The organism is Pseudomonas sp. NFACC05-1 (assembly GCF_900100135.1).
Taxonomy (GTDB): Bacteria; Pseudomonadota; Gammaproteobacteria; order Pseudomonadales; family Pseudomonadaceae; genus Aquipseudomonas; species Aquipseudomonas fluorescens_Q.
In genome coordinates this window covers 110,940-133,110 of record NZ_FMTR01000007.1, presented here as the reverse complement: position 1 = coordinate 133,110, position 22,171 = coordinate 110,940, and the positions used below count along the sequence as shown (strand labels likewise).

At 62.2% G+C, this 22,171-nt stretch carries 24 protein-coding genes; 13 read left to right on the top strand and 11 right to left on the bottom strand.

Going from position 1 to position 22,171, the window contains the following annotated elements:
- Positions 1-2: 2 nt before the first annotated feature.
- The 3 genes from BLO97_RS13505 to BLO97_RS13495 form a co-directional block, all read right to left on the bottom strand.
- A complete protein-coding gene (locus tag BLO97_RS13505) occupies positions 3-395 on the bottom strand; it encodes a GFA family protein (RefSeq protein ID WP_092144548.1) in 393 nt (130 codons plus the stop codon).
- A gap of 65 nt (positions 396-460) precedes the next feature.
- Positions 461-1,195, bottom strand: coding sequence for a CPBP family intramembrane glutamic endopeptidase (locus BLO97_RS13500; RefSeq protein ID WP_092346196.1), 735 nt, complete (start codon positions 1,193-1,195; stop codon positions 461-463).
- Complete coding sequence (locus BLO97_RS13495; RefSeq protein WP_063320537.1) at positions 1,192-2,121, bottom strand: LysR family transcriptional regulator; 930 nt, start codon at positions 2,119-2,121, stop codon at positions 1,192-1,194. The genes BLO97_RS13500 and BLO97_RS13495 overlap by 4 nt, the downstream gene beginning before the upstream one ends.
- Before the next feature lie 132 nt (positions 2,122-2,253).
- Here BLO97_RS13495 and BLO97_RS13490 point away from each other — a divergent pair, with 132 nt between their 5' ends.
- The gene (locus BLO97_RS13490; protein WP_092144544.1) at positions 2,254-2,655 is read left to right on the top strand and encodes a RidA family protein; all 402 of its coding nucleotides are present in this window, start codon (positions 2,254-2,256) and stop codon (positions 2,653-2,655) included.
- Positions 2,656-2,773: 118 nt separating this feature from the next.
- Here BLO97_RS13490 and BLO97_RS13485 read toward each other — a convergent pair whose 3' ends face one another.
- The 4 genes from BLO97_RS13485 to BLO97_RS13470 form a co-directional block, all read right to left on the bottom strand.
- Positions 2,774-3,253, bottom strand: a complete 480-nt coding sequence (locus BLO97_RS13485) for a VOC family protein (protein WP_092346194.1) — start codon at positions 3,251-3,253, stop codon at positions 2,774-2,776.
- Positions 3,254-3,322: 69 nt separating this feature from the next.
- Positions 3,323-4,624, bottom strand: coding sequence for an Nramp family divalent metal transporter (locus tag BLO97_RS13480; RefSeq protein WP_092346192.1), 1,302 nt, complete (start codon positions 4,622-4,624; stop codon positions 3,323-3,325).
- Positions 4,625-4,776: 152 nt separating this feature from the next.
- Complete coding sequence (locus tag BLO97_RS13475; protein ID WP_092346190.1) at positions 4,777-5,013, bottom strand: hypothetical protein; 237 nt, start codon at positions 5,011-5,013, stop codon at positions 4,777-4,779.
- Positions 5,006-5,794: an MlaA family lipoprotein gene (locus BLO97_RS13470; protein WP_092346188.1), complete on the bottom strand. Its 789-nt coding sequence runs from the start codon at positions 5,792-5,794 to the stop codon at positions 5,006-5,008. The genes BLO97_RS13475 and BLO97_RS13470 overlap by 8 nt, the downstream gene beginning before the upstream one ends.
- Positions 5,795-6,133: 339 nt before the next feature.
- On the opposite strand from BLO97_RS13470, the gene BLO97_RS13465 reads away from it, so the two are divergent.
- The 4 genes from BLO97_RS13465 (at position 6,134) to kefC (ending at position 10,714) form a co-directional block, all read left to right on the top strand.
- The gene (locus BLO97_RS13465; protein WP_092346186.1) at positions 6,134-6,844 is read left to right on the top strand and encodes a response regulator; all 711 of its coding nucleotides are present in this window, start codon (positions 6,134-6,136) and stop codon (positions 6,842-6,844) included.
- A complete protein-coding gene (locus BLO97_RS13460; protein ID WP_092144535.1) occupies positions 6,841-8,187 on the top strand; it encodes an ATP-binding protein in 1,347 nt (448 codons plus the stop codon). Before BLO97_RS13465 ends, BLO97_RS13460 begins: the two co-directional genes overlap by 4 nt.
- Before the next feature lie 177 nt (positions 8,188-8,364).
- Positions 8,365-8,886, top strand: a complete 522-nt coding sequence (gene kefF, locus BLO97_RS13455) for a glutathione-regulated potassium-efflux system oxidoreductase KefF (protein WP_092144533.1) — start codon at positions 8,365-8,367, stop codon at positions 8,884-8,886.
- Between the two features lies 1 nt (position 8,887).
- On the top strand, positions 8,888-10,714 hold the full coding sequence (kefC, locus tag BLO97_RS13450; RefSeq protein ID WP_092222743.1) for a glutathione-regulated potassium-efflux system protein KefC: 1,827 nt from the start codon (positions 8,888-8,890) through the stop codon (positions 10,712-10,714).
- A 6-nt stretch (positions 10,715-10,720) separates the two neighbouring features.
- Here kefC and BLO97_RS13445 read toward each other — a convergent pair whose 3' ends face one another.
- Positions 10,721-11,689: a GlxA family transcriptional regulator gene (locus tag BLO97_RS13445; RefSeq protein ID WP_092144724.1), complete on the bottom strand. Its 969-nt coding sequence runs from the start codon at positions 11,687-11,689 to the stop codon at positions 10,721-10,723.
- A 91-nt stretch (positions 11,690-11,780) separates the two neighbouring features.
- Here BLO97_RS13445 and BLO97_RS13440 point away from each other — a divergent pair, with 91 nt between their 5' ends.
- Positions 11,781-12,563: an MBL fold metallo-hydrolase gene (locus BLO97_RS13440; RefSeq protein WP_092346184.1), complete on the top strand. Its 783-nt coding sequence runs from the start codon at positions 11,781-11,783 to the stop codon at positions 12,561-12,563.
- Here BLO97_RS13440 and BLO97_RS13435 read toward each other — a convergent pair.
- A complete protein-coding gene (locus BLO97_RS13435) occupies positions 12,560-13,423 on the bottom strand; it encodes an aldo/keto reductase family oxidoreductase (RefSeq protein WP_092346182.1) in 864 nt (287 codons plus the stop codon). The two genes, BLO97_RS13440 and BLO97_RS13435, sit on opposite strands and share 4 nt — an antisense overlap.
- 100 nt (positions 13,424-13,523) lie before the next feature.
- On the opposite strand from BLO97_RS13435, the gene BLO97_RS13430 reads away from it, so the two are divergent.
- The 6 genes from BLO97_RS13430 to BLO97_RS13405 all read left to right on the top strand — a co-directional run bounded on the left by BLO97_RS13430 (position 13,524) and on the right by BLO97_RS13405 (position 19,501).
- Positions 13,524-14,477, top strand: coding sequence for a LysR family transcriptional regulator (locus BLO97_RS13430; RefSeq protein ID WP_092346180.1), 954 nt, complete (start codon positions 13,524-13,526; stop codon positions 14,475-14,477).
- 167 nt (positions 14,478-14,644) lie between these two features.
- Positions 14,645-15,328, top strand: coding sequence for an SOS response-associated peptidase family protein (locus tag BLO97_RS13425; RefSeq protein ID WP_092222735.1), 684 nt, complete (start codon positions 14,645-14,647; stop codon positions 15,326-15,328).
- Positions 15,329-15,345: 17 nt separating this feature from the next.
- Positions 15,346-16,224, top strand: a complete 879-nt coding sequence (locus tag BLO97_RS13420) for an NmrA family NAD(P)-binding protein (RefSeq protein WP_092346178.1) — start codon at positions 15,346-15,348, stop codon at positions 16,222-16,224.
- A gap of 74 nt (positions 16,225-16,298) precedes the next feature.
- Positions 16,299-16,679 (top strand): RidA family protein, encoded by a 381-nt coding sequence (locus BLO97_RS13415; protein ID WP_079301342.1) that lies wholly within the window; start codon positions 16,299-16,301, stop codon positions 16,677-16,679.
- A gap of 265 nt (positions 16,680-16,944) precedes the next feature.
- Positions 16,945-17,496, top strand: a complete 552-nt coding sequence (locus tag BLO97_RS13410) for a thioesterase family protein (protein WP_063320521.1) — start codon at positions 16,945-16,947, stop codon at positions 17,494-17,496.
- Positions 17,497-17,737: 241 nt separating this feature from the next.
- The gene (locus BLO97_RS13405) at positions 17,738-19,501 is read left to right on the top strand and encodes an L-lactate permease (protein WP_092222731.1); all 1,764 of its coding nucleotides are present in this window, start codon (positions 17,738-17,740) and stop codon (positions 19,499-19,501) included.
- 161 nt (positions 19,502-19,662) lie between these two features.
- On the opposite strand, the gene BLO97_RS13400 is transcribed toward BLO97_RS13405, so the two are convergent.
- Positions 19,663-19,998 (bottom strand): hypothetical protein, encoded by a 336-nt coding sequence (locus BLO97_RS13400; protein ID WP_063320519.1) that lies wholly within the window; start codon positions 19,996-19,998, stop codon positions 19,663-19,665.
- Between the two features lie 246 nt (positions 19,999-20,244).
- Between BLO97_RS13400 and BLO97_RS13395 the strand changes: the two genes are divergently transcribed.
- Entirely contained in the window at positions 20,245-20,901 is a 657-nt protein-coding gene (locus BLO97_RS13395) for a polysaccharide lyase family 7 protein (RefSeq protein ID WP_092222729.1), read from the top strand.
- An 18-nt stretch (positions 20,902-20,919) separates the two neighbouring features.
- On the opposite strand, the gene BLO97_RS13390 is transcribed toward BLO97_RS13395, so the two are convergent.
- Positions 20,920-22,152 (bottom strand): nucleoside permease, encoded by a 1,233-nt coding sequence (locus BLO97_RS13390; RefSeq protein WP_063320517.1) that lies wholly within the window; start codon positions 22,150-22,152, stop codon positions 20,920-20,922.
- Positions 22,153-22,171: the final 19 nt, after the last annotated feature.

Genomic DNA, 22,171 nt, shown 5'->3' with positions numbered 1-22,171 from the left:
CCCTACTCCTCAGCCCGCCCGGTGCCCTCGCGATCATGCGCGTAATGTCGGCTGAACGGAAACGCCGGCAACCAGGCCTCACGGCGCACGGTCCAGCTTTCGTAGGTGGGCACCAGTTGATCGGGGGCATCCAGCGTGCCGAGGTTCACTTCGATTTCATCGCCGGTACGGGCGAACACCGACGAGCCACAGCGAGGGCAGAAAAAGCGCCCGGCGTAATCCCGTGTTTCGCCCTCGATCGTCACGGCATCCTGGGGGAACACGGCAGCCGCGTAGAACAACGCGCCGTGATGCTTGCGACAGTCGAGGCAGTGACAGAGGCCAACCCGATACGGACGGCCCGAGGCCTCGATACGCACGTTGCCGCATAGGCAACCGCCGGTGAATCGGTCCATGGTGGGTCTCCTCTGTCGTCGAGCGATCGAGATACAACCTTCGACCGCGCCTGCCTGTTCCTGGTTTAACTCATCATCGGCACTGCGATCAGCAATATTGCCGTCCCATGGGTAGCGCTCGATGCCACGACGCCGTAGCGCATGCGAATGAGCCCGCAGGCCAGGCCCTCTATCAGTGTAAACAGCAACACGGGCCAACCGAGTGGGGTGACGCTCAAGGCGAGAAAAGCATGCAGCGCCGAAAACGCCACGGCACTGATCAGCGCTGCTCGCCAGGCGCTGGCGTGCAGTTCGAGGTAGCCCTGCAGGAAACCACGAAACAACACTTCTTCCAGGGCGTTGGCTCCGTAGGCCAGCACCGTCATGCCGAACAGCCAGGCCCAATAACCTGGAATCGCCGTTTCAGCCCCTTGATAAAGCCGCAGCGGCAAGCCGATCAAGCAACCCACGGCGATGCCCAGGACCAGGCCAGCCAATCGATTGCCTTTGAATAGAACGACCAGTTGCCACAAGTCCGGTAACAGGCGCGCGCTCAACGCGACCAACAGCAGCGACGAAGCGCCCAACATCACCAGGACGAACGGGTTGGCCAGAAAACCAATCTGCAGATCGCCGTTCAGGGACCACATGCCCAAGGGCGTCATCGCATCGCGCATCAACACGAACGCCAATAGCACAATCACGATACGCAACGCTGTCTGGGTCTTGGGCGTCAACGCGAACCAGAGGCCGAAGAGCGCCAGGCCCGGCAGCAGATACAGGGTGTAGTCCAGCAGTACAACGAGTCCTTCGGCGATCATTGCGCGCTTCCCTTGGCGTCAACCGGCGCATGTTGCGCCATCAGTTCCACAACCCAATCGATGAACACTCGCAGCTTGGCGCTGATGTGCCGGTTCGGAGGATAAGCCAAATACAGCGGCATCGGCTCGAGGTGCCAGTCTTCGAACAGCGGCACCAACTCACCCTGCGCTTCATGAGGCCTGGACATGTACTTGGGCAGCCAGAGCACCCCCAGCCCCGCCAAACCAGCCGCGAGGTAGGCGTTGCCGTCGTCGATGGCTAGCGAGTAACGCCCTTTGACGTGGAGCAGCTCACCGTCACGGCGCATGGCGTAGGGCAAGGATTTGCCGGTGCGTGCCCACAGGAAACCCACGGTGCGGTGGTGCGAATCTTCCAGTTCTCGCGGATGCGCGGGCAGGCCAAATCGTGCCAGGTAACTCGGGGCGGCGAAGACGCCGAGGGCGAGATCGCCAACGCGTCGGGCGACCAGCGACTGATCCCTCAACTCACCGCCGCGCACCACGCAATCGACGTTTTCATCGAGCATGTCGACGATGCGATCACTGACGCCCATGTCGATCTGGATGTCCGGGTATCGCGCGTAGAACGCCGGCAAGGCCGGTATCAGGATCATCGCGGCCAGCGGGCTCGGCACGTCCACACGCAGTCGCCCGCGAGGTAACGCCTGGGCGCCGGACACGCTGGTCTCGGCATCGTCCATGTCGGCCAGCAGCCGGATCACCCGCTCGTAATAAACCGCGCCGTCGGCGGTGACATTGACCTTGCGCGTGGTGCGGTTGAGCAGCTTGACCCGCAACCGTGCCTCGAGCTGCTGCACCAATTGGGTCACGGTGGTTTTGCTCATGTGCAGGGTTTCAGCCGCCTTGGTAAAGCTGCCCGCCTCCACGACTCGAACGAACGCTTGCATTGCATCAAAACGATCCATCTGTGCCTCGGGTGTCGATCCGATTGTTTGGATTCTACAAACAGTGATCGCCAAGGTTGCTCGTTTATCGCCAGGACACAAGCCCCTAGAGTGCGTTCAACGTTTGGAACCCACTCTTTGATGGAGGTACTCATGACACAGCGCGACGTGGTTTTCCCGCCTGGACGCCAGGCACTCTATGAGCGCAATCGCTATTCGCCGGCGATTCGTTCCAATGGCTTCCTGTTCGTCTCGGGACAGGTCGGCAGTACTGCCGAGGGCTCGCCAGAGCCAGACCTGGAGGCTCAAGTCCGGCTGGCGTTCAACAACCTGAAGGCGATTCTGGCTGCCGCCCATTGCAGTTTTGACGATGTGGTGGACGTCACGGTCTTCATGGTCGATCCCGAATCGACCTTCGAGCGGGTCTGGAGCGTTGTACCCGAGTTCTGGGGCAGCGCGCCGCATCCGACGCTGACGGCGGTGGGCGTGACGTGGCTATATGGGTTTCAGTTCGAGATCAAGGTGATTGCCAGGTTGCCCGAAACCACCTCGTGATATCGAGTGTGGGAGCGAGCCTGCTCGCGATAGCGGTGGGTCAGCTTGCATCACTGTTGGCTGTTCCGACGCCATCGCGAGCAAGCTCGCACACAAGGGAATGGAAGTGCTGCGCCGGCTAACCTTTCACCGCCGCCTCAATCGCCGCAATGTCGATCTTGGTCATCGTCATCATGGCCTCGAAGGCCCGCTTGGCAACGGCCTTGTCAGGACTGGCGACCGCTTCAAGCAACACACGCGGGCTGATCTGCCACGACAAGCCCCACTTGTCCTTGCACCAGCCGCAGGCACTGGCCTGGCCGCCGTTGTCGATGATCGCGTTCCACAAGCGGTCCGTTTCGGCCTGGTCTTCAGTTGTAATCTGGAATGAAAAGGCCTCGCTGTGCTTGAACACCGGCCCGCCGTTGAGGCCAATGCAAGGGATGCCGATCACCGTGAAATCCACCGTGATCACATCGCCCTCCTTGCCCGACGGATAATCGCTCGGGGCCTGGTAGACGGCGTTCACCGCACTGTCGGGAAACGTTTTGGCATAGAACTGCGCAGCTTCCTGGGCATTGCCGTCGTACCAGAGGCAGATCCTGTTTTTATTGTTCATTCCGCTTCTCCGAAAGGGACTGGACGATAAAGTCTAGCAGTCCCCCCGAAAGTTGCAGATGGCCGGGCCTCAGGTAAACAGATCGACCCCCAACTGGAACGCAACCCACAACGCCAGGCCCGTGGCAAACATCAACGCGATGTTCTCGAACAGGTTGTTGCGGTACTCCTTGCCCAGCAGGGACTTCTGGTTGGACATGATCAGCAGGCCCAGGGAAATCACCGGCAAGCCGATGATGTTCAGCGCATTGACGCCGATGGTCAGCGTGACGAAGTCCGGCATGCCGGGAAGCGACCAGATCAGTGGTGTCACGAGGATGAACAGCATGAACCATTTGTGCATCGGGTCACGGTGGAACTCTTTGCCGTAACGCTCCCGGCGCTCGGGCCGTACGTGCTGGAAGGCGTCGGTGATGAGCATCGGGAACGCCGTGGTCTTGCCGGATATGCTGGCGAACAGCGTGGCAAACACACCGATAAAGAACACGTACCAACCGATCGAACCGAAGAACATTTCCAAGGCCTTGCCCAAATCGCCCAGGGTTTTGACCTCGATGCCGTTGGGTCGCAGGATTTCCGCACCGACGATCCAGATCGCCAGGTTGATGACGATCCCGACAAACACAGCAAACAGCAGGTCGTTACGCTGGATACGCTTGTGTTCAGGCCCCACCCAGCCCTTCTGGCGCATGACATACGGATGAACGAAGTTGGCGATGGAACCGGCCACCGCACCGATCACCGAGACGGCCACCAGCAACGCACCGTGCACCCCTTCATCGGGCGGGATACTGAAGCCGATGGTGCCTCTGACAATGCCGGCGACATCCGGGCCGGACATCACCGCCAGGGCCAGGAACGCCAGCGTCATGATCGCCAGCAGTCCTTTCATCACGCCTTCAATCATCGAATAGATATTGCGCCCGACGAGCATCCACACCGCCAACACCACCGCCACCGAACACAGCAGTGGATAGTCGACCTTGAGCAACATGGCCAAGGCTTCGCCAGCACCCTTGATCATGTAAGCGTTCATCAGGTGCCCCATGAGCAACGCATACACCAACAGGAACCAGGCGAAAAACGGATTGAGCTGGGCATAACCTTGCAGGATGGTCATGCCCTGGTTATTGCAGAGCTGGAAGCGCGCGATGATGTTGACGATCAGGTAACGCAGCAGCAGAGAGACCGCCAGTACCCACATCATCGCGTAGCCATAATTCGCGCCGGCCACGGATGAAGTGATCAAGTCGCCTGCGCCCAGCCAGGAAAGGACCGCGATGATGCCGGGGCCGAGAAGCTTGAGCAGGCGTACGAAACGGCCTTGCGTGGACGCCGCAGCCTGGCCTTCAGCGGAAGGAATGCTCGTCATGGATGGAATCTCCGTTATTTTTTTTGTGAGAAACGGCCACAGTCGAACATATTAGATACGACGTCGTACAACCATTATTGCTGCCTAATTATGTAGAAATATTTCATGGTGTCCGCTCCCAAGATACCGGTGTATTCAGGAGCAAATTGCCACTAACCCATCACCAATTCGCCGTTATCGACCATCCAGCGCACCATCCTCGCCAACGGCACCCGATGCTGCTGGATGGCGCACCAACTGACGTGCTCATGGCGATACAACTCGACATAGCGGTTGAGCAGCACGTGGCGGCCATCCTCGGCCAACCGCAGTTCAACCTCACGGCAATGCAGCACATCCGGATCGAGCGTGCGCATTCGCCGATGCAGGACCAACACCTCGCTACTCATCAGCGGCGGCTCCGTCCTGGCATTGCGGATGGTCCTGCACGACCGCCCCCCAATTCCCTTGCGCGACAAAATCGGCACGCCGCTGCGCCGTTGCATCGCGAAGCGCCGCGTAGTAATCCGCCTGGGCCTGCAACTGGTCGGTCAGCGGCAATGCCTCGGCGCGGCCATCGACAACGCCGCCGACGGTGTTGATCGTACCCAGGGTGTCGACGGTGCTGCTGTTGTCGCCAAACGGGTCGACCGCAAAGCTCAGCACTTTGCCCGACGCGTCCCTCAGGTTGGCGCTGCCCAGCAACGGCAGTTCCACGATCGGTCCGGGGGCGACGTTCCAGACGCCGAAGGTCTGGCCGAAATCGGCCTTATGGCGCTCGATGCCCAGCTTGCCCGACACGTCGACCAGCCCGACGATGCCCGCCGTGGTGTTGATGACGAACCGCCCCAGTGTGTTGACCGAGCGTTGTGCATTGCCTTGCAGCAAGTCGTTGATGAACACCTTGGGCTCACCGAAGTTCGCCACGAAGTTGTGGACGCCGGCCTGGAACATCTCCGGCAACTTGAGATAACCACGGGCGACCGGGGCCAGCACATAGTCATCCACGGTTCGGTTGAACGCGAAGATGCCGCGGTTGACCGGTTCTGCGGGATCGTGAACGGTATAGGCCGCGCGCTCACACACGCCCGGTTTTGCAGCGGGTGTGCTGGAGCAACCACTGGTGAATGCCGTCAATACAACCACAACGGTGGATCGAACAAGCAACGGAGCGGGTCTGGTGATCGGCATACAGGGTGATCTCGGCGAGGAATGGGGGCTGCCTATGCCGGTTAAAAGCCGAACACCGAACCCTGTGGCGAGGGAGCTTGCTCCCGCTTGAGTGCGAAGCGCTCACCGCTTTTTGGGGCCGCTTCGCGACCCAGCGGGAGCAAGCTCCCTCGCCACAGGGTTCGGTGTTGGATGGCTGTTTAACTGACTGACATCGGGGCCATCCTGCCGCTGTTTCTTTGCCTGGAGATTTCCGGAATATTGCCCGTCGGCAACTTTATTGCCGGATTGAAATATATGACGCATGCCCTGGATTGCCCCTAGTATCGCCTCCTGTATTCATTACCCTGCGTGCCCACCGTGAGCCATTTATTACTGGTGGACGATGACCTCGAAGTCCTCGCCCTCTTGCGCAAGTTCCTCGAACAACATGGCTACAGCGTGGAGGTGGCCGCCGACGGCAACGCCCTGTGGCAGGCGGTGCAGCGTCGGGTGCCGGACCTCGTCATCCTCGACGTCATGCTGCCGGGCGACAATGGGCTGGTGCTCTGCCAACGACTGCGGGCCGAGCACACGGTCGGCATCATCATGCTCACCGCCATGGGCGAATTGAGTGATCGCGTCGTCGGCCTGGAGCTGGGGGCGGACGATTACCTGACCAAACCGTTCGACGCCCGGGAGCTGTTGGCCCGGGTGCGTTCGGTCCTGCGGCGCACTGGTGAAGCCAGGGACGCGTCGAGCGACGCCTTCCGGCCGATCCTGGAGTTCGAGAACTGGCAACTGGACGTTACCCGGCGCGAACTGCGCTCACCGGACAAGGTCATGATCCCGCTGTCCGCCGGAGAGTTCGAACTGCTGCTGGTGTTTGCCGAACACCCGCGCCGGGTGCTGACGCGCCAGCAGTTGCTGGACCTGGCCCGCGGCGAAACCTTCGAGGCGTTTGACCGCAGCATCGACGTCCAGGTCAGCCGCTTGCGGCGCAAGTTGGAGACCGACATCACCGGGGCGTCGATGATCCGCACCGTGCGCAACAGCGGCTACCTTTTCAGCCCCCATGTGGTGAAGCGATGAAGCCCTCGCGCTCGGGCTCCCAACGTCCACGGGACACGGTAGCGCGCTGGATCGCCCTGACCACCATGATCGCCATGCTGACCTTGTTGGCCCTCAATGAGCTGTTCAGCCTGCTGGCCGGTGCCTGGGCGCGCCCTCCCCTGATGGAAACCGGCCTGATGGAAAAGGCCGCCGCCATCACCCGCATCATTGACTCCGTCGCGCCCGCACAACGCCCCGCGATTGCCAGGGCCGCCAGCGACCAGGCGTTCAACGCACAATGGCTGCAACGGCATGAAGACGCGCGGTTGCCGGTGATCGACGACCCGGAGTTCAGTGAAGGTTCGACGCTCCTGCGCCAACAATTGGGTCGGCCGGACGCCAGGATCGAAGCCTACGAACCGGGCGACTGGCCGGCCGACCAACCGGATGCACGCTACGCGGTGATCATCGAATTGGCCGACCATTCGTGGGTGATCTTCTCCGTGCCGTCGCGCAGTTGGGGGCTGGGCGAATGGGCGCGCAACGGGATCATCATCGCGCTGATCCTGCTCTCGACGTTGATCGTCGCGCTGATCGCCACCCGGCACCTGGCCGCACCGCTGGAACGTTTCGCCAAAGGCGCCCGGCGCTTTGGCGTCGACCACCAGGCACCACCGATTCCGGTCATTGGCCCCCACGAAATCCGCCAGGCGATCCTCGCGTTCAATGCCATGCAGGCACAGCTCAAGCACTTCCTGCAGGACCGCACGCAGATGCTCGCCGCCATCTCCCATGACTTGCGCGCGCCGTTGACCCGCATGCGCCTGCGCGGGGAGTTCATCGAGGATGCCGAACAACAATCGCGCTTGTTCAGGGACGTGGACGAAATGCAGGCGATGGTCAACTCAGCCCTGGAGTTCTTCCGCGACGATGCCCGGCTTGAACACGCCACCGCGTTCGACCTGGCTGAGCTGCTGCACACCATCGTCGATGACCTCAAGGACGCCGGCACCGAGGTCGCGTTCAAAGGTGCCCAGCGCTTCGTCTATGTCGGCCGCCCCATCGGCATCAAACGCGCCTTGGTCAATCTGATCGACAACGCGATCAAATATGGCGGCCAGCCGACGGTTCGACTCGAAGCCGACGCCCACCGTGTGGACATTCGCATCCTGGACCGAGGGCCGGGCATCGACGCCCAATACCTTGAGCAGGTCTTCACGCCGTTCTTTCGCATCGAAGGCTCTCGCAACAAGCACACTGGCGGCGTCGGGCTGGGCCTGTCGGCGGCCCGGGCGACGGTGCTGGAGCATGGCGGCACGCTGACCCTGCGCAATCGAAAAAGCGGCGGATTGGAGGCCAGGGTCTCGCTGCCGCTTGACTGAAGTGCCCGATGTGACGATCCGCGCTAAACAATCAGCGCCTTCCTCGGTAGGATGTCCGGTTTTTCCGGCCTGGGCCCTGTTCCGGGAAGGCGCTCTTGTTTGTATCGCTCGACTCAATGCCATCGTTCGCGCTCACGACAGACAGGAATCGACGGAGCCAAACCAAGGAATTCACCGATGATTCTTATCATTTATGCGCACCCCTACCCCGACAAATCGCGGGTCAACCAGCAGATGCTCAAGCGAGTGTCGACCAACCCGGACGTGGTCATACGTTCGCTCTATGCGCTTTATCCCGACTTCGATATCGACGTCGAGGCGGAACAGCGTGCGGTGGAACAAGCAGAGCTGGTCGTGCTCCAGCACCCGATGTACTGGTACAGCACACCGCCCTTGCTGAAGCTGTGGATCGATAAAGTCTTCACCCACGGCTGGGCCTATGGCAAAGGCGCCACGGCGCTCAAGGACAAATCCCTGCTGTGGGCCGTGACCACCGGTGGCGATCAGGGGCATTTCCAGATCGGCGGCTACCCAGGCTTTGCCGCACTGGCCCAACCGCTCCACGCCACGGCCCTCTATTGCGGCATGCGCTGGCTGGAGCCGGTTGTCGTGCATGGCGCCTATGCCGCCGAAGCGGATGCCCAACACGTCCAAATCGAACACTATGCCGCTCGCCTGGCCGCCTGGAAGGAAGATTGAAGTGGAAACTCACAGCCTGATTGAAATGCTCATCTACCTGGCCTCGGCGACGCTGATCGTACCGATTGCCGTTCGATTTGGCCTGGGCCCGGTGTTGGGTTATCTACTGGCAGGGTGCATCATCGGCCCGTGGGGGCTGAAGCTGATTACCGATGTAAAAGCCATCCTGGAGTTCGCTGAAATCGGCGTGGTGCTGATGCTGTTCATCATCGGCCTCGAGCTCGACCCCAAACGGCTCTGGGCCCTGCGCAAGATGGTGTTCGGTGGTGGCGCCCTGCAGATGCTCGCCTGTGGCGCTGCCATTGGCTTGTTCTGCACGGCCCTTGGCCTGAGCTGGACGGCAGCGCTGCTGGTCGGCCTGACCCTGAGCCTGTCCTCCACGGCCATCGCCATGCAGGCGATGAACGAACGCAACCTGACCGCCACCGCGGTCGGGCGCAGCAGCTTCGCCGTGCTGCTGTTCCAGGACATCGCGGCCATTCCGCTGGTGGCAATGATCCCGTTGTTGTCGGCCCACGGCGACACGCCTTCGGGCACGGCGCTGTTGCTATCGATTGGCAAAATCGTCGCTGCCATCACCATCGTCGTGCTGTTGGGGCGCTACGTGACGCGACCGCTGCTGCGCTTCGCCGCGCGGTCAGGCTTGCGCGAGATCTTCAGTGCCGTGGCGCTTTTCCTGGTGTTCGGCTTCGGCTTTCTGCTGGAGGAAGCCGGCCTGTCGATGGCCATGGGCGCGTTCCTCGCCGGCGTGCTGCTGGCCAGTTCCGAATACCGCCATGCCCTGGAGAGCGACATCGAGCCGTTCAAGGGCCTGTTGTTGGGCCTGTTCTTCATCGGTGTCGGCATGTCGATCGATTTCGGCACCCTGATCGACGCACCGCTGAAAGTCGTCACCCTGACCCTGGGCTTCATCCTGATCAAGCTGCTGGTGATCAAGATGGCGGGCCGGTTCCTCAACGTCCCCGCCGGCCAGCGCTCCTGGCAGGCGGTGTTGCTGGGCCAGGGCAGCGAATTCGCCTTCGTGGTGTTTGGCGCGGCGACCGTGGCCGGCATCTTGACCGATCAATGGGGCAAGAGCCTGACCCTGGCGGTGGCCCTGTCCATGTGCCTGACGCCCTTGCTGATCGTGTTGCTGGATCGGTTCGAGTCCGTCGCCAAGAAAAACAAACGCGAATCCGACCTCGTCGACCAGCAGAATCCACGGGTGATCATCGCCGGGTTCGGCCGCTTCGGGCAGATCGCCGGTCGCCTGCTGATGTCTTGCGGCGTCGAAGTGGTGGTATTGGATCACGACCCAGACAACATCGAGACGCTGCGTAAATTCGGCGTGAAAGTCTTTTATGGCGATGCCACGCGCCTTGATCTGCTGCACGCAGCCGGCGCGGCCCAAGCGGTGGTGCTGATCAATGCGATCGACGATCGAGAAGACAACCTGACACTGACCCGGCTGGCCCAGGAGCACTTCCCCGCGTTGCAGTTGATCGTGCGGGCGCGGGACATGGGCCACCTCATCACCCTGCGACAGATGGGCGTGGAGGCGGCCGAGCGGGAAACCTTCGAGAGCGCGCTGGCATTGGGTCGCAGTGCACTGGAGCACATGGGCGTCGGGGCTTACGAAGCGCGGGAACGGGCGGATCAGTTCCGCCGGCTGAACCTCAAGATGTTGGAGGAGATCGTCGCCCAGCCGGAAGACGACCTCAAGTTTCGCCACGATGCCTATCGGCGCGCCAACGCGCTGCTCACGGACATGTTCAACGAAGACCGTGCCCGCCCCGTCGACAACTGGCAGGAACACCATCGCAACGAAACCGACAAGACGCCGGGTTGACCGGCGTCATACCCGCCCGAACTTGCGCCGGTATTCCATCGGCGTCAGCCCGGTCAACGCCTTGAACATCCGCTGCAAGTTGGAGCTGCTGCTGAACCCCAGCTCGGCGCCGATGCTGGCGAGGGGCAGCGTGGTCAACGTCAGACGCTCGCTGACCTGGTTCAACTTGATGCGCCGGGCGTAGGCCGCGACGGCCTGCCCCGTCTCACGGCTGACCTTGCGCGCCAGGGTGCGCTCGGACACCGCCAACTGGCTGGCCAGTGCCTGCACAGTGACCCGCTCGGCCGGCATCTGTTCGATCAACCCATGCAACTGCCGCAACCATCCGCTGGGTTGCTCGATCAGGGCAATGCCCTGGAACGCCGCATGGGGAATGGCTGGGCGCGGCAGCACCATGAGCCGCGTGATATCGCGCAGTACGTCGCTGCTGACACTTCGCTCAATGAGTTTTTCGGCGATGGGCAGGTAACCGTTCACCCCAGACGCGGTCGCCGTGCGCTCGTTGAACACGCAGTTCCGCTCGCTTTGCCAATGGACTTTTCGATACTGCTGCTGCATCGCCTGCGCCAGCCACCAAGTCACCGTCGCACCCTGCCCGTCCAATCGGCCGGCGGCGGCCAGCAGGCAGACACCGGTGCAATAGGACCAGAGCTGAAGCGATCGGGCATGGTTCGACAGCGCACTCACGAGGGCTGTCTGTTCAGCCAGCAGCGCATTCATCTGCTCGGCCGACTCGGCCCAGAAACCGGGAACCAGGACAGCATCCAGCCCGGCGCTGCCCAACGCCGCTTCCGCCTGCAGGGTCACGCCATGGGCACACACCACCGGCCCGGCCTGCAACGCGATGTAGCGGGCCTCGAACAGCGCCCGCCCTCTTCTGCGGTTGGCGGCATGCAGCAGATCGGCGAACGCGAACAGGCCGGCGGGCATGCAGCCGGGAAATAGAAGCAAACCGATTCGAAGTTTGTTTGTCATGGCCTGAAACGAATCAAAGATGTCAGATCCGGCCATTATGCACACGGGACCGGATCGGCACCATGAAGCACTCGCTCAACAGGAACACCTCATGAACATCCAGCAGATCCGTAACGCCACGATCATTCTTGAATTCGGCCCGTATCGCGTGCTCGTCGACCCGATGCTGGCTGGCCAGGGCACGCTGCCGCCGCTTCGCCTGTTTGGCGCCACGCAACGCAATCCGCTGGTGGCACTTCCGGCCTCGACAGCGCAGGCCCTCGAGACCGTCACCCATTGCTTGATCACCCACTGCCAGAAAGGCCATTTCGACCATCTGGACCGCGCGGCCAAGCGCTGGCTGAGGGAAAAACAGATCCCGGTCATCTGCACGCCCCATGACGCGCCCTATCTCAACAAGCGTGGCTTGAATGTCCAGGCGCTCGCCCAGGCCCATGACCAACCCACCCCATTCCTGGGCGGCACTATTCGCACGGTCCGGTGCACCCACGGGCGGGGCCTGGTGGGAAAGTTGATGGAGCATGGCGTCGGCTACCTGATCGAGCTGCCCGGCGAACCGAGTGTCTACCTCACCGGCGACACCGTGCTCACCCCCACCGTGTGCGAATTCGTCTTGCGACACCAGCCACAGGTCAGCGTAGTTCCGGCGGGCGGGGCACGATTCGACATCGGCGGCGACATCATCATGGGCATCGACGAGACGCTGGAATTCACCCGTTTGTCCCGCGGGACCGTGGTGGCCAATCACCTGGAAGCGATCAGCCACTGCCCGACGACTCGCAAGGCCCTTGCCGCAGCCGCCGCGAAGGCCGGTGTCGAAGACCGGTTGTTGATACCGGAAGATGGCGAGACGTTGGTTTTCCAGGCGGCCTAGGCCAACGCGTCCAGCTCGGCGAGCATCGGCGCAGGGATCTTCAGCTCACTCGCCGAGAGGTTTTCCCGCAGGTGCGCCAGGGACGATGTGCCGGGAATCAGCAGCAGATTCGGCGCACGTTGCAGCAACCACGCCAGGGCCACGCACAGCGGTGACGCCTGCAAGCGCGCCGCCACGCTGGAAAGGGTTTGCGATTGCAGCGGTGTGAAGCCGCCCAAGGGGAAGAACGGCACGTAGGCGATGCCCTGCCGGCCCAGGTCGGCGATGAGGTGTTCGTCGTCGCGATGGGTCAGGTTGTAGTGGTTCTGCACGCAGACCACCTGGGCAATGCCTTGGGCCTGCTTGACCTGCGCGGCCGTGACGTTGCTCAGCCCCAGGTGACGGATAAGGCCCTGGCTCTGTAGCTGCGCCAGTGTCGTGAACGATTCTTCGATGGAGTCTTCCGTGGGCGAATGCAGGTCGCCCCACACCCGCAGGTTGACCACGTCCAGGACCTCCACACCCAGGTTGCGCAGATTGTCGTGGACCGCCCGGGTCAGCTCGGCGGGGCTGTGGGCCGGGTTCCAGGACGCATCGGCACCGCGCACGGCACCGACCTTGGTCACGATGACCAGGTCCTGGGCATAAGGGTGCAGCGCTTCACGGATCAGATGGTTGGTGACATGGGGCCCATAGAAATCGGCGGTGTCGATGTGGTTGACCCCGTTCGCCAATGCTTCGCGCAGCACGGCGACGGCGGCCGCCGGGTCTTTCGGCGGTCCGAAGACCTGGGGCCCCGCCAACTGCATCGCGCCGTAACCCATGCGATTGACCGTGCGATCGCCCAGTAAAAAGCTGCCTGCCTTGCCTGCAATGTTCATCTCGTCGCCCTCGGATCAATGTGCGTGGGCCGACTATAGACGTTGACCATTCTCATGATAATCAGGTGCAATCAGCACAGGTTGTACGGCGGAGAGAACAATGGCGACGGATATTCAAGACTTGCTGGCCTTCGTGGCCGTGGTCAACGCGAAGGGCTTTCGTGAAGGCGCGCGGCTGAGCGGCAAGTCTGCCTCAAGCCTGAGCGACGCCGTACGCCGGATGGAGAGCCGGCTCGGCGTACGCCTGCTCAATCGCACCACCCGCAGCGTGGTACCGACCGAGGCCGGTGCCCGGTTGATGGAACGCATCGTCCCGGCCCTGGGCGAGGTCGAGGCGGCCATGGACGTGGTCAACGACTTTCGCGACCGTCCTTCGGGCACCCTCAGGCTGAACGTGCCGGTCAGCGCGGCCCGGCTGGTGTTGCCGGCGATTATCACGCCGTTCCTGAAAAGCTATCCCGACATCCGCCTGGAAGTGGTCACCGAAGAAAGCTTCGTCGACATGCTGGCGGCCGGGTGTGACGCTGGCATTCGCTACGACGAGCGCCTGGAGCAGGATATGATCGCCATCCCCATCGGCCCACGGTTCCAGCGCTTCGCCACGGCCGCCGCCCCGGCATACCTCGATGCCCGGGGCAGGCCGGAACATCCCAGAGACCTGCTGGAACACGCGTGCCTGCGGGGCAAGTTCCCCAGCGGCGCCATGCCGCTGTGGGAGTATGAGCGCGGCGGCGAAACCATCAGCGTCGACCCGAGCGGCCCGTTGATCACGCGCATTGGCGGTGCGGTGGACCTGTCGGTGCAAGCCGCTGTAGACGGTCTGGGCATCGTCTACCTGTTCGAAGACTGGTTACGACCGTACCTGGACAGCGGCGCCCTCGAAGCGGTACTCGAACCCTGGTGGCAGCGCTTTACCGGCCCATTTCTCTACTACCCCGGCCGCCGCTACCTGCCCTCGCCATTGAGGGCTTTCGTGGACTTCATCAACGCACAACAGTGTGGGAGCGAGCCTGCTCGCGAAGGCGTCGGCACAGCCAACCTCTCTGCAAACTGACACACCGCCCGCTCGTCTCCCCGCCGCAAGGATTTTCGAACCAAGCCATTCGCCACGGCTCGGACCTACATGACACCGCTGAAAGCCATGCTGACGCGCTTCGACGTCACGGCTTGAACAGCGGGTGGATCAAGGCTTCTTTGCGTTCACTGCCGGGAGTTTTCGTTATGTGTGACGGTCTTGTTCAACACGTTTCTTCAAAAGACTCCCTGGCGTATTTCGCCCAGCGAGACACGCCCGGCAGCCGTTTCGGTGCAAGCGTGACGCCCTTGGACCTGTACGTGACAACGCCGCCCAAGGTCCAGGAGCGCCAGAGTCTGATCAAGCCAAACATGCAGGTCAGCGCCATTCGTCGTCGCGGTGGGCACTTGGAGTGCATCAAGGTTCGCTGGGGTTGGTCGCCAATCTGGTCGGTCGGGACGATGCCGCCCCTGACCCATCTACCCTTGCATCTGGTGATGCGCTCCAAGGTCTTCGACCCCATCAAGCACGAAGGCCGCGTATTGGTTCCCGTGGAGGGTTGGTATGAGTCACAAGCCCCCGCCTCGCCCTCCCAGGCGCAACGCCTCACCTACACGACCGCCCGGCAGTCGGTCCCGATTTTCCTGGCTGCCCTGGCCCAGGCCAGCGAGACCCCGTTTGGCTGTGACGGCCTGACCCTGGTGACGTATGGCGACATCGCCAGCCAGCAGCAGCGGGTACTGGCCTTCAGTGCCGAAGATGCGCTCGAATGGCTGGAGCCCGCGCTGGGATGGGAACAGGCACAACAGCTGGCCGCACGCCTGAACGGCGCGCAACCGCACCTTGAACCGGCAATGACAACCCACCGTCCGGCCCAGGGCGGACTTTGACTTCGGGAGATAAAGCCATGTACGTGATCATGGGCGCCACAGGTCACGTTGGCTCGGCCACAGGCCGCGCCTTGCTGGCGCCAGGGCATGCCGTGATTATCATGACCCGCAACGCCACCCACGCCACTGAATGGCGGGCCAGGGGCGCTCAAATCGTCGAAGCGGACGCCGAAAACGTCGAGTCGTTGCGCGCAGCGTTTCGGCTCGGGCGCAGGGCATTCATTCTCAACCCGCCAGCGGCTCCCAGTACCGATACCGATGCGGTGGAACGGCGCACGGTCGCCAACATCCTGGCCGCCCTCGACGGATCGGGTCTTGAGAAAATCGTCGTGCAATCCACCGCCGGCGCCCAGCCTGGCAGGCGTATCGGCGATCTCAGCGTCTTGTGGGAATTGGAAGAAGGGCTGCGCAACCAGTCGATCCCGGCGGCGATCAATCGCGGCGCTTATTACATGAGCAACTGGGACAGCCTGCTCGATACCGTCCGCGAGACCGGCAAGCTGCCGACGCTGTTTCCAGCCGACCTGGCCTTCCCCATGGTTGCGCCTCGGGACCTGGGCGAAGTGGCGGCCGCGCGATTGCTATCGTCGGTGGATGACATTGGCGTGCGTAACGTGCAGGGGCCTGGCCTGTACTCGCCCAACGATGTGGCGCAGGCTTTTTCCCAGGCGCTCGGCCGGCCGGTCGAGGTACACGTGATACCCAGGGACCGATGGGAAAGCACCTTCCAGAGCCTCGGCTTCAGCCCCGCTGCGGCGCAATCCTATGCGCGCATGAGCGCCGTCAGCCTAGACAGCGGCTTCGACGTGGGCGACGACGCCTTGCACGGCACCATGACGCTTGAGGCCTACATCCAGGCACTGGTGCAAAACAACAGGCTGGGAGCGCACGGATAAAGGAATGCAGGAACGGCGCGGCAATGAACGGTAAACTGCGGCGCTCCTTTTTCTTTTCCAGCATGAGGTTTTGCATGAGCAACCCAGACATCACGTTTATTCCAGATCCGGATGCGGACTCCATTTCCTCCGACGTCGCCGGTTTCGGCGGCCTGCTGGTTTCCACGCAAATCCCCACCCACGCCGATGGCAGCCTGGAGCTGGGCGACATCACCCTGCAGAGCGAATGCACGCTGCAAGCCCTCAAGACTGCCTTGGAAGGCGCCGGCAGCTCCATGGACCGGGTCCTGCACCTGACCATCTACCTGACCGACATGGCCGACCGCGCCGCGTTCAACGAGGTCTACAAACGCTTCTTCGCCAAGCCTTGGCCGGTTCGTGCGGCGGTGGGTGTGGCAGCGCTGGCGGTTGAAGGCATGAAAGTGGAAGTGACGGCGATGGCGGCGAAGGGCTGAACGAGCGCCTTGCACCTTTGTAGCGCTGCACTGCTTTTGTGGCGAGGGAGCTTGCTCCCGCTGGACTGCGCAGCAGGCCCAGTTCTTTTGTTTCGACCCAAACTCTTGGAGCGGCTCGCCATACAGCGGGCCCAAGCTCCTGGCCACAACAGCCGCTCGAACATGCCCCAAATGCGCGATTGCCACGCAAATCGTCACTTTCGCACCTAGCCCGCTTCCTGCACGGGGTCTAAAGTGCGCCGTTTTCCCTCTTCACGGCCTCCTTATGAATCTCTGGTTTCGACTGTTGCTGATGCTGTTCCGCCGCCCGTGGCGCAAGCCGGCGGCGCCCCTGGGCACCACGGTGGTGCGCATGCGGGTATGGCCGCTGGACCTGGACCTCAATCGCCACGTCACCAACGGACGCTACTTCACGTTGGCCGATGTGGGACGCATGGATTACGTGCTGCGCAGCGGCGCCTACAAAGTGGCGTTGCGCAACCGGGCGGTGCCGATCGTGGGGGATGTCTGGGGCAAGTTCAGGCGGGAATTGAAACTGTTCGAGGCGTTCGAGGTGCACACCCGCCTGCTCGGTTGGGACGAAAAATGGACGTTCATGGAGCACCGTTTCATCAGCCAGGGACGTGTGGTCGGGGTGGTGATCATGCGCGGCCTGTTCCGCTCGGCCAAAGGCACGATTGCACCGGCTGAGTTCATCCGCGAGTTGGGCCTGGCCGAACAATCGCCCGCCGTGCCCGACTGGCTGGTCGCCTGGTCGCAAAGCTGCGACGGCTTGAGCCTTGAGCTTCGCCAGGAGGAAGGTGAGCCCCCACGCTAGCCAGCACACCACTGACCTTGTGGCGAGGGAGCTTGCTCCCGCTGGGTGGCGAAGCCGCCCCAAGAATTTGTGCTTAAACAAAAAACTTGGGCCTGCTGCGCAGTCCAGCGGGAGCAAGCTCCCTCGCCACAGGGGCTTACCCCAGGCCTCTGCGCCATTCCCCTCGCCAATCCCCGCCTATACTTCTCTGCCAATCCCCCCCGGGGCCTGCACTTCCAACAATAAAAAGCAGAGGTGGAACATGGTCTGGCAACAAGTCTACGATCCCTTCGGTAATGCGGTGCTGTCGACGCTCCTGGCGGCGGTTCCGGTGGTGGTGATGCTGGCGTCCCTGGCGTTCTTTCATGTCAAGGCGCACCTGGCGGCGTTGATGGCCTTGGCCTCGGCCTTGCTGATCGCCATCTTCGCCTTCGGCATGCCCGCCGGCATGGCCGGGTCAGCGGCACTTTACGGCGCGGCCAACGGGCTGCTGCCCATTGGCTGGATTGTCCTCAACATCATCTTCTTGCACCGCCTGACCACCGAAAACGGCTCGTTCAAGGTCCTGCAGGATTCCCTCGCCCGCATCACCGACGACCGACGCCTGCAATTGCTGCTGATCGCCTTTTGCTTCGGTGCGTTCTTCGAGGGCGCCGCGGGTTTCGGGACGCCGGTGGCGGTGACCGGGGCGATCCTGATCGGGCTGGGCTTCTCCCCCTTGGCCGCCTCGGGCCTGGCGCTGATCGCCAACACCGCGCCCGTGGCCTTCGGCGCCCTGGGCACGCCGATCATCACCCTGGCCAAAGTCACCGGGCTGGATGAAATGGAGCTGTCGATGATGGTCGGTCGGCAGTTGCCATTTTTCTCGGTGCTGGTGCCGTTCTGGTTGATCTGGGCGTTTGCCGGGTGGCGCAAGATGCTGGAGGTCTGGCCGGCGATCCTGGTGGCCGGTGTCAGCTTCGCCATCCCGCAGTTCCTGGTGTCCAATTACCACGGGCCGATGCTGGTGGATGTGATTGCCGCGCTGATTTCCATGGCCTGCCTCACCGGTTTCCTCAAGGTCTGGAAACCGGCCACGGTGCACACCTCCGCCGCGCTGTCCGGGCGGGTCGACAACTCGAAGATCGACGCCAGCGAGGATGAAAAACCCGTCGCCAGCGCGGCATTTTCCAGCGACACCCGCTCCGCCGTGGGACGGGCTTGGATGCCCTGGATCATCCTCACAGTGTTCGTGTTCGCCTGGGGCACCCAAGGCTTCAAGAACCTGTTCGACACCCGTCCGGCCATCGACCCCCAGACCCAATCGGCCCGACTGGATCCCCAAGGCAAGCCGATGCGCGAGGCCAATCCGATCTTCTCGCCCCTGCTGACCTTCGGCACCATCCACCAGCAGATCGAAAAAGTCCCGCCCGTGGTGCCCCAGCCAAAAACCGAGGAAGCGGTCTACAAGTTCAACTGGTTCACTGCCACGGGCAGCGGCATCTTCCTGGCGGCGATTCTCGGTGGCTTGCTGATGGGCTATTCCATCCCGCAACTGCTGCACCACTACCTGCGAACGCTCTGGGTGGTGCGCTACTCGCTGATTACCATCGTAGCAATGTTGGCCCTGGGGTTTCTCACGCGCTACTCAGGCCTGGACGCGACCATGGGCCTGGCCTTCGCCGCCACGGGCATTTTCTACCCCATGTTCGGCACCTTGCTGGGCTGGCTCGGCGTGGCGCTGACCGGTTCGGACACCGCCTCCAACGTGTTGTTTGGCGGCTTGCAACGAGTCACGTCCGAGCAACTGGGCATCAGCCCGGTGTTGATGGCCGCGGCCAACAGTTCCGGTGGGGTGATGGGCAAGATGGTCGACGCGCAGTCGATCGTGGTCGCCTCCACCGCGACCCGTTGGTACGGTCACGAAGGCGAAATCCTGCGCTACGTGTTTTTCCACTCGGTGGTGCTGGCGATTCTGGTGGGCGGGCTGGTGACGTTGCAGGCGTATGTGGCGCCGTTCACGCATATGGTGGTGGGAGGACAGTGACAGAGGATCGGGCATGATCGGGCTGTTGTGGCGAGGGAGCTTGCTCCCGCTGGGCGGCTAAGCGGCCCTTTTGCGATCGCTGCGCGATCGAGCGGGAGCAAGCTCCCTCGCCACAGGCAAGCGCCCTTACAACCGGCGCTCACCTACTCTAAAGCAGGGTGTCACTGAACGCTTTTCAGCTTGACCACGTCACCGGACACCGAGGTGGTGTAACCGGTCAGGACCCAGGCCCAGAACCAGTTTTCCTGGACTTGGGTGTTGATCATGGCGTCGCCGCCCTTGGCCTTGATCGCCGCGGTCTGGGCGCGTACGAAACGGTTGTTCTGGCGAATCGGGATCACGCCGAACAGCAACAGGCCGGTGGCCTTGGCTTCACTGTGGCCGACAACGGTGTATTGGCTGCTGTCGTATTGCTGGGTTTTCATCGGGGTGCCGGTGCAACCCGCCAGGGCCAGGCCGAACAGTGCGCAGGCGACAACTTTGCTGATTTGATTCATTTGACGCTCCATGGAAAGACGCCCGGGATCCGTCTCTCGGGCGGCGCGTACTCTAACCGATCAGCAACAAATTGACACACGATAATCCGCCCAATTCAGTGCCTGAAAGGCTCATCGCAGAGCCATCCGTCAGGTGCACCTCCAGCGAAACAGCCCATCGTCGATAACATGAAAACTGCGCCACGGAAGGCAGTCTCTGTCTTGACGGCCGCCAGGTAACGGCCGGTCCCGTTGGAGGGTTTCATCATGATTGACCTGACTGTCTGGAACATTACCCTGCCCGTGCAAACGCCGGCGCAGGTCGTGGCGACCAAAGCCATGCCAACCCTGAAAAACAAGTATTTCGACAATAACGGCCAGCGGATCGTCTTCTGGGCGCCGGTCACCGGTTCCCATACCGGTAAAAGCGAATACCCGCGCTCCGAGCTGCGGGAAACCAGCAAGGACGGCAAGCTGCGCAACTGGCGCTACAACAGCGGCACCAATACCCTCAAGGGCACCCTGGCGGTGAACCAGGTGCCTTCCGAAGGCCGGGTGGTGGTGGCGCAGATCCACGCCAAGGACGCCCCTACGCCGTTGTTGAAACTGGTGTACCGCTACGCCAAGGGCACCGGCAATATCGACGTGGAATACCGGGTCAAGCCCAAGGACAAGAAGAGCCCGGTGATCTACACCGTGCCCAACGTGCCGCTGAACAAGGCCTTCTCCTATTCGCTGCAAATGGACAAGCAAGGCAAGCTCTCGGTGCTGATCGGCAACGCGGGCAAACAGGTGAAGTTGGACCCGTCCTGGTACGGCTATAACTTCTATTTCAAGGCCGGTGTCTACACCTTGGACAACAAGGGTTATTCCAACGAAGGCGGGAAAGTGACCTACACCAAGCTGGACGTCAGTCACAAATGACTGACGCCCAGCCCTGCTTCAAGCCTTTGACGACGCAGCGAGCGCTTGCTGGCCGCGGAAGGTAAACAGGAAGCAGAGCAACACCAGCAGCGCGAAACCGGCCGGGAACAGCCAGATGCTCTGCCAGTCATGACCGCCCGCCACGACAAAGTGATCGGTCACCTGCCCCGCCACCCAGAAGCCGATCAGCATCCCCACACCGTAGGTCGCCAGGGTAATCAGCCCCTGGGCCGAGCTGCGAAAGCGCTCCGGTGCCTTGGCATCGGTGTAGATCTGCCCCGAGACAAAAAAGAAGTCGTAGCAGATGCCATGCAGGGCAATGCCGGTGAACAGCATGAACGCCAGGTCGCCGTTATTGCCGTAGGCGAACAACAGGTAGCGCAACGCCCACGCCAACATCCCCACCAACAGCGCCAGCTTGATGCCGAAGCGCTGGATGAACAGTGGCAACAGCAGCATGAACAACACTTCCGAGACCTGCCCGATGGCCATCTTCGCCGTTGGGTTGGTCATCCCGGTTTCGGCCAGGAACGGGTTGGCATTCTGGTAATAGAACGCCAGGGGAATGCAGATCAGGATCGAGGCGATGAAGAACACCAGGTAGCTGCGATCCTTCAACAGCCCCAACGCGTCCAGCCCCAGCAGTTGCCTGACGCCGCCCGCGCGGGCCTGTTCCTTGAGCGGCGCCGTGGCCGGCAGCGTGAAGCTGTAGAGCCCCAGTACCAGGGAAGCAACGGCCGCCATCAGGAACGTATTGCGCAAGCCGCCTGCCGAGATCGCTTCGCGCGAATCCCAGGCGAACACAAAACTGATCACCACGCCCGCGACGATCCAGCCAATCGTGCCCCACACCCGGATACGGGAGAACTCCAGCGCCGGATCGCGCATCTGCCGGAAGGCCACTGAATTGACCAGGGCCAGCGTCGGCATGTAGACCACCATGTACACCAGCACGTACGGGTAGAACACGCTGAAATCCGCCGCCGAATACAGCTGATACAGCAACACCGCACCGAGCAGGTGCAACACCGCCAGGATCCGTTCGGCGTTGAAGAAGCGGTCGGCGATCAGGCCGATGACGAACGGCGCAATGATCGCTCCCCACGATTGCGTGGAGAACGCCATGCCGATCTGCCCACCGCTGGCGCCCAGGGTGCTGGAGAGGAAGGTGCCGAGGGTGACGAACCAGCCACCCCAGATAAAGAACTGCAGGAACATCATCACGCTGAGGCGTGCATTCATCGTGGTCATGAGCGTCACCGTTTTATTG

Coding starts and splice junctions, on each gene's coding strand:
- BLO97_RS13505 (WP_092144548.1), bottom strand. CDS start 395: ATGGACCGATTCACCGGCGGTTGCCTATGCGGCAACGTGCGTATCGAG.
- BLO97_RS13500 (WP_092346196.1), bottom strand. CDS start 1,195: ATGATCGCCGAAGGACTCGTTGTACTGCTGGACTACACCCTGTATCTG.
- BLO97_RS13495 (WP_063320537.1), bottom strand. CDS start 2,121: ATGGATCGTTTTGATGCAATGCAAGCGTTCGTTCGAGTCGTGGAGGCG.
- BLO97_RS13490 (WP_092144544.1), top strand. CDS start 2,254: ATGACACAGCGCGACGTGGTTTTCCCGCCTGGACGCCAGGCACTCTAT.
- BLO97_RS13485 (WP_092346194.1), bottom strand. CDS start 3,253: ATGAACAATAAAAACAGGATCTGCCTCTGGTACGACGGCAATGCCCAG.
- BLO97_RS13480 (WP_092346192.1), bottom strand. CDS start 4,624: ATGACGAGCATTCCTTCCGCTGAAGGCCAGGCTGCGGCGTCCACGCAA.
- BLO97_RS13475 (WP_092346190.1), bottom strand. CDS start 5,013: ATGAGTAGCGAGGTGTTGGTCCTGCATCGGCGAATGCGCACGCTCGAT.
- BLO97_RS13470 (WP_092346188.1), bottom strand. CDS start 5,794: ATGCCGATCACCAGACCCGCTCCGTTGCTTGTTCGATCCACCGTTGTG.
- BLO97_RS13460 (WP_092144535.1), top strand. CDS start 6,841: ATGAAGCCCTCGCGCTCGGGCTCCCAACGTCCACGGGACACGGTAGCG.
- kefF (WP_092144533.1), top strand. CDS start 8,365: ATGATTCTTATCATTTATGCGCACCCCTACCCCGACAAATCGCGGGTC.
- BLO97_RS13445 (WP_092144724.1), bottom strand. CDS start 11,689: ATGACAAACAAACTTCGAATCGGTTTGCTTCTATTTCCCGGCTGCATG.
- BLO97_RS13440 (WP_092346184.1), top strand. CDS start 11,781: ATGAACATCCAGCAGATCCGTAACGCCACGATCATTCTTGAATTCGGC.
- BLO97_RS13435 (WP_092346182.1), bottom strand. CDS start 13,423: ATGAACATTGCAGGCAAGGCAGGCAGCTTTTTACTGGGCGATCGCACG.
- BLO97_RS13430 (WP_092346180.1), top strand. CDS start 13,524: ATGGCGACGGATATTCAAGACTTGCTGGCCTTCGTGGCCGTGGTCAAC.
- BLO97_RS13425 (WP_092222735.1), top strand. CDS start 14,645: ATGTGTGACGGTCTTGTTCAACACGTTTCTTCAAAAGACTCCCTGGCG.
- BLO97_RS13420 (WP_092346178.1), top strand. CDS start 15,346: ATGTACGTGATCATGGGCGCCACAGGTCACGTTGGCTCGGCCACAGGC.
- BLO97_RS13415 (WP_079301342.1), top strand. CDS start 16,299: ATGAGCAACCCAGACATCACGTTTATTCCAGATCCGGATGCGGACTCC.
- BLO97_RS13410 (WP_063320521.1), top strand. CDS start 16,945: ATGAATCTCTGGTTTCGACTGTTGCTGATGCTGTTCCGCCGCCCGTGG.
- BLO97_RS13405 (WP_092222731.1), top strand. CDS start 17,738: ATGGTCTGGCAACAAGTCTACGATCCCTTCGGTAATGCGGTGCTGTCG.
- BLO97_RS13400 (WP_063320519.1), bottom strand. CDS start 19,998: ATGAATCAAATCAGCAAAGTTGTCGCCTGCGCACTGTTCGGCCTGGCC.
- BLO97_RS13395 (WP_092222729.1), top strand. CDS start 20,245: ATGATTGACCTGACTGTCTGGAACATTACCCTGCCCGTGCAAACGCCG.
- BLO97_RS13390 (WP_063320517.1), bottom strand. CDS start 22,152: ATGACCACGATGAATGCACGCCTCAGCGTGATGATGTTCCTGCAGTTC.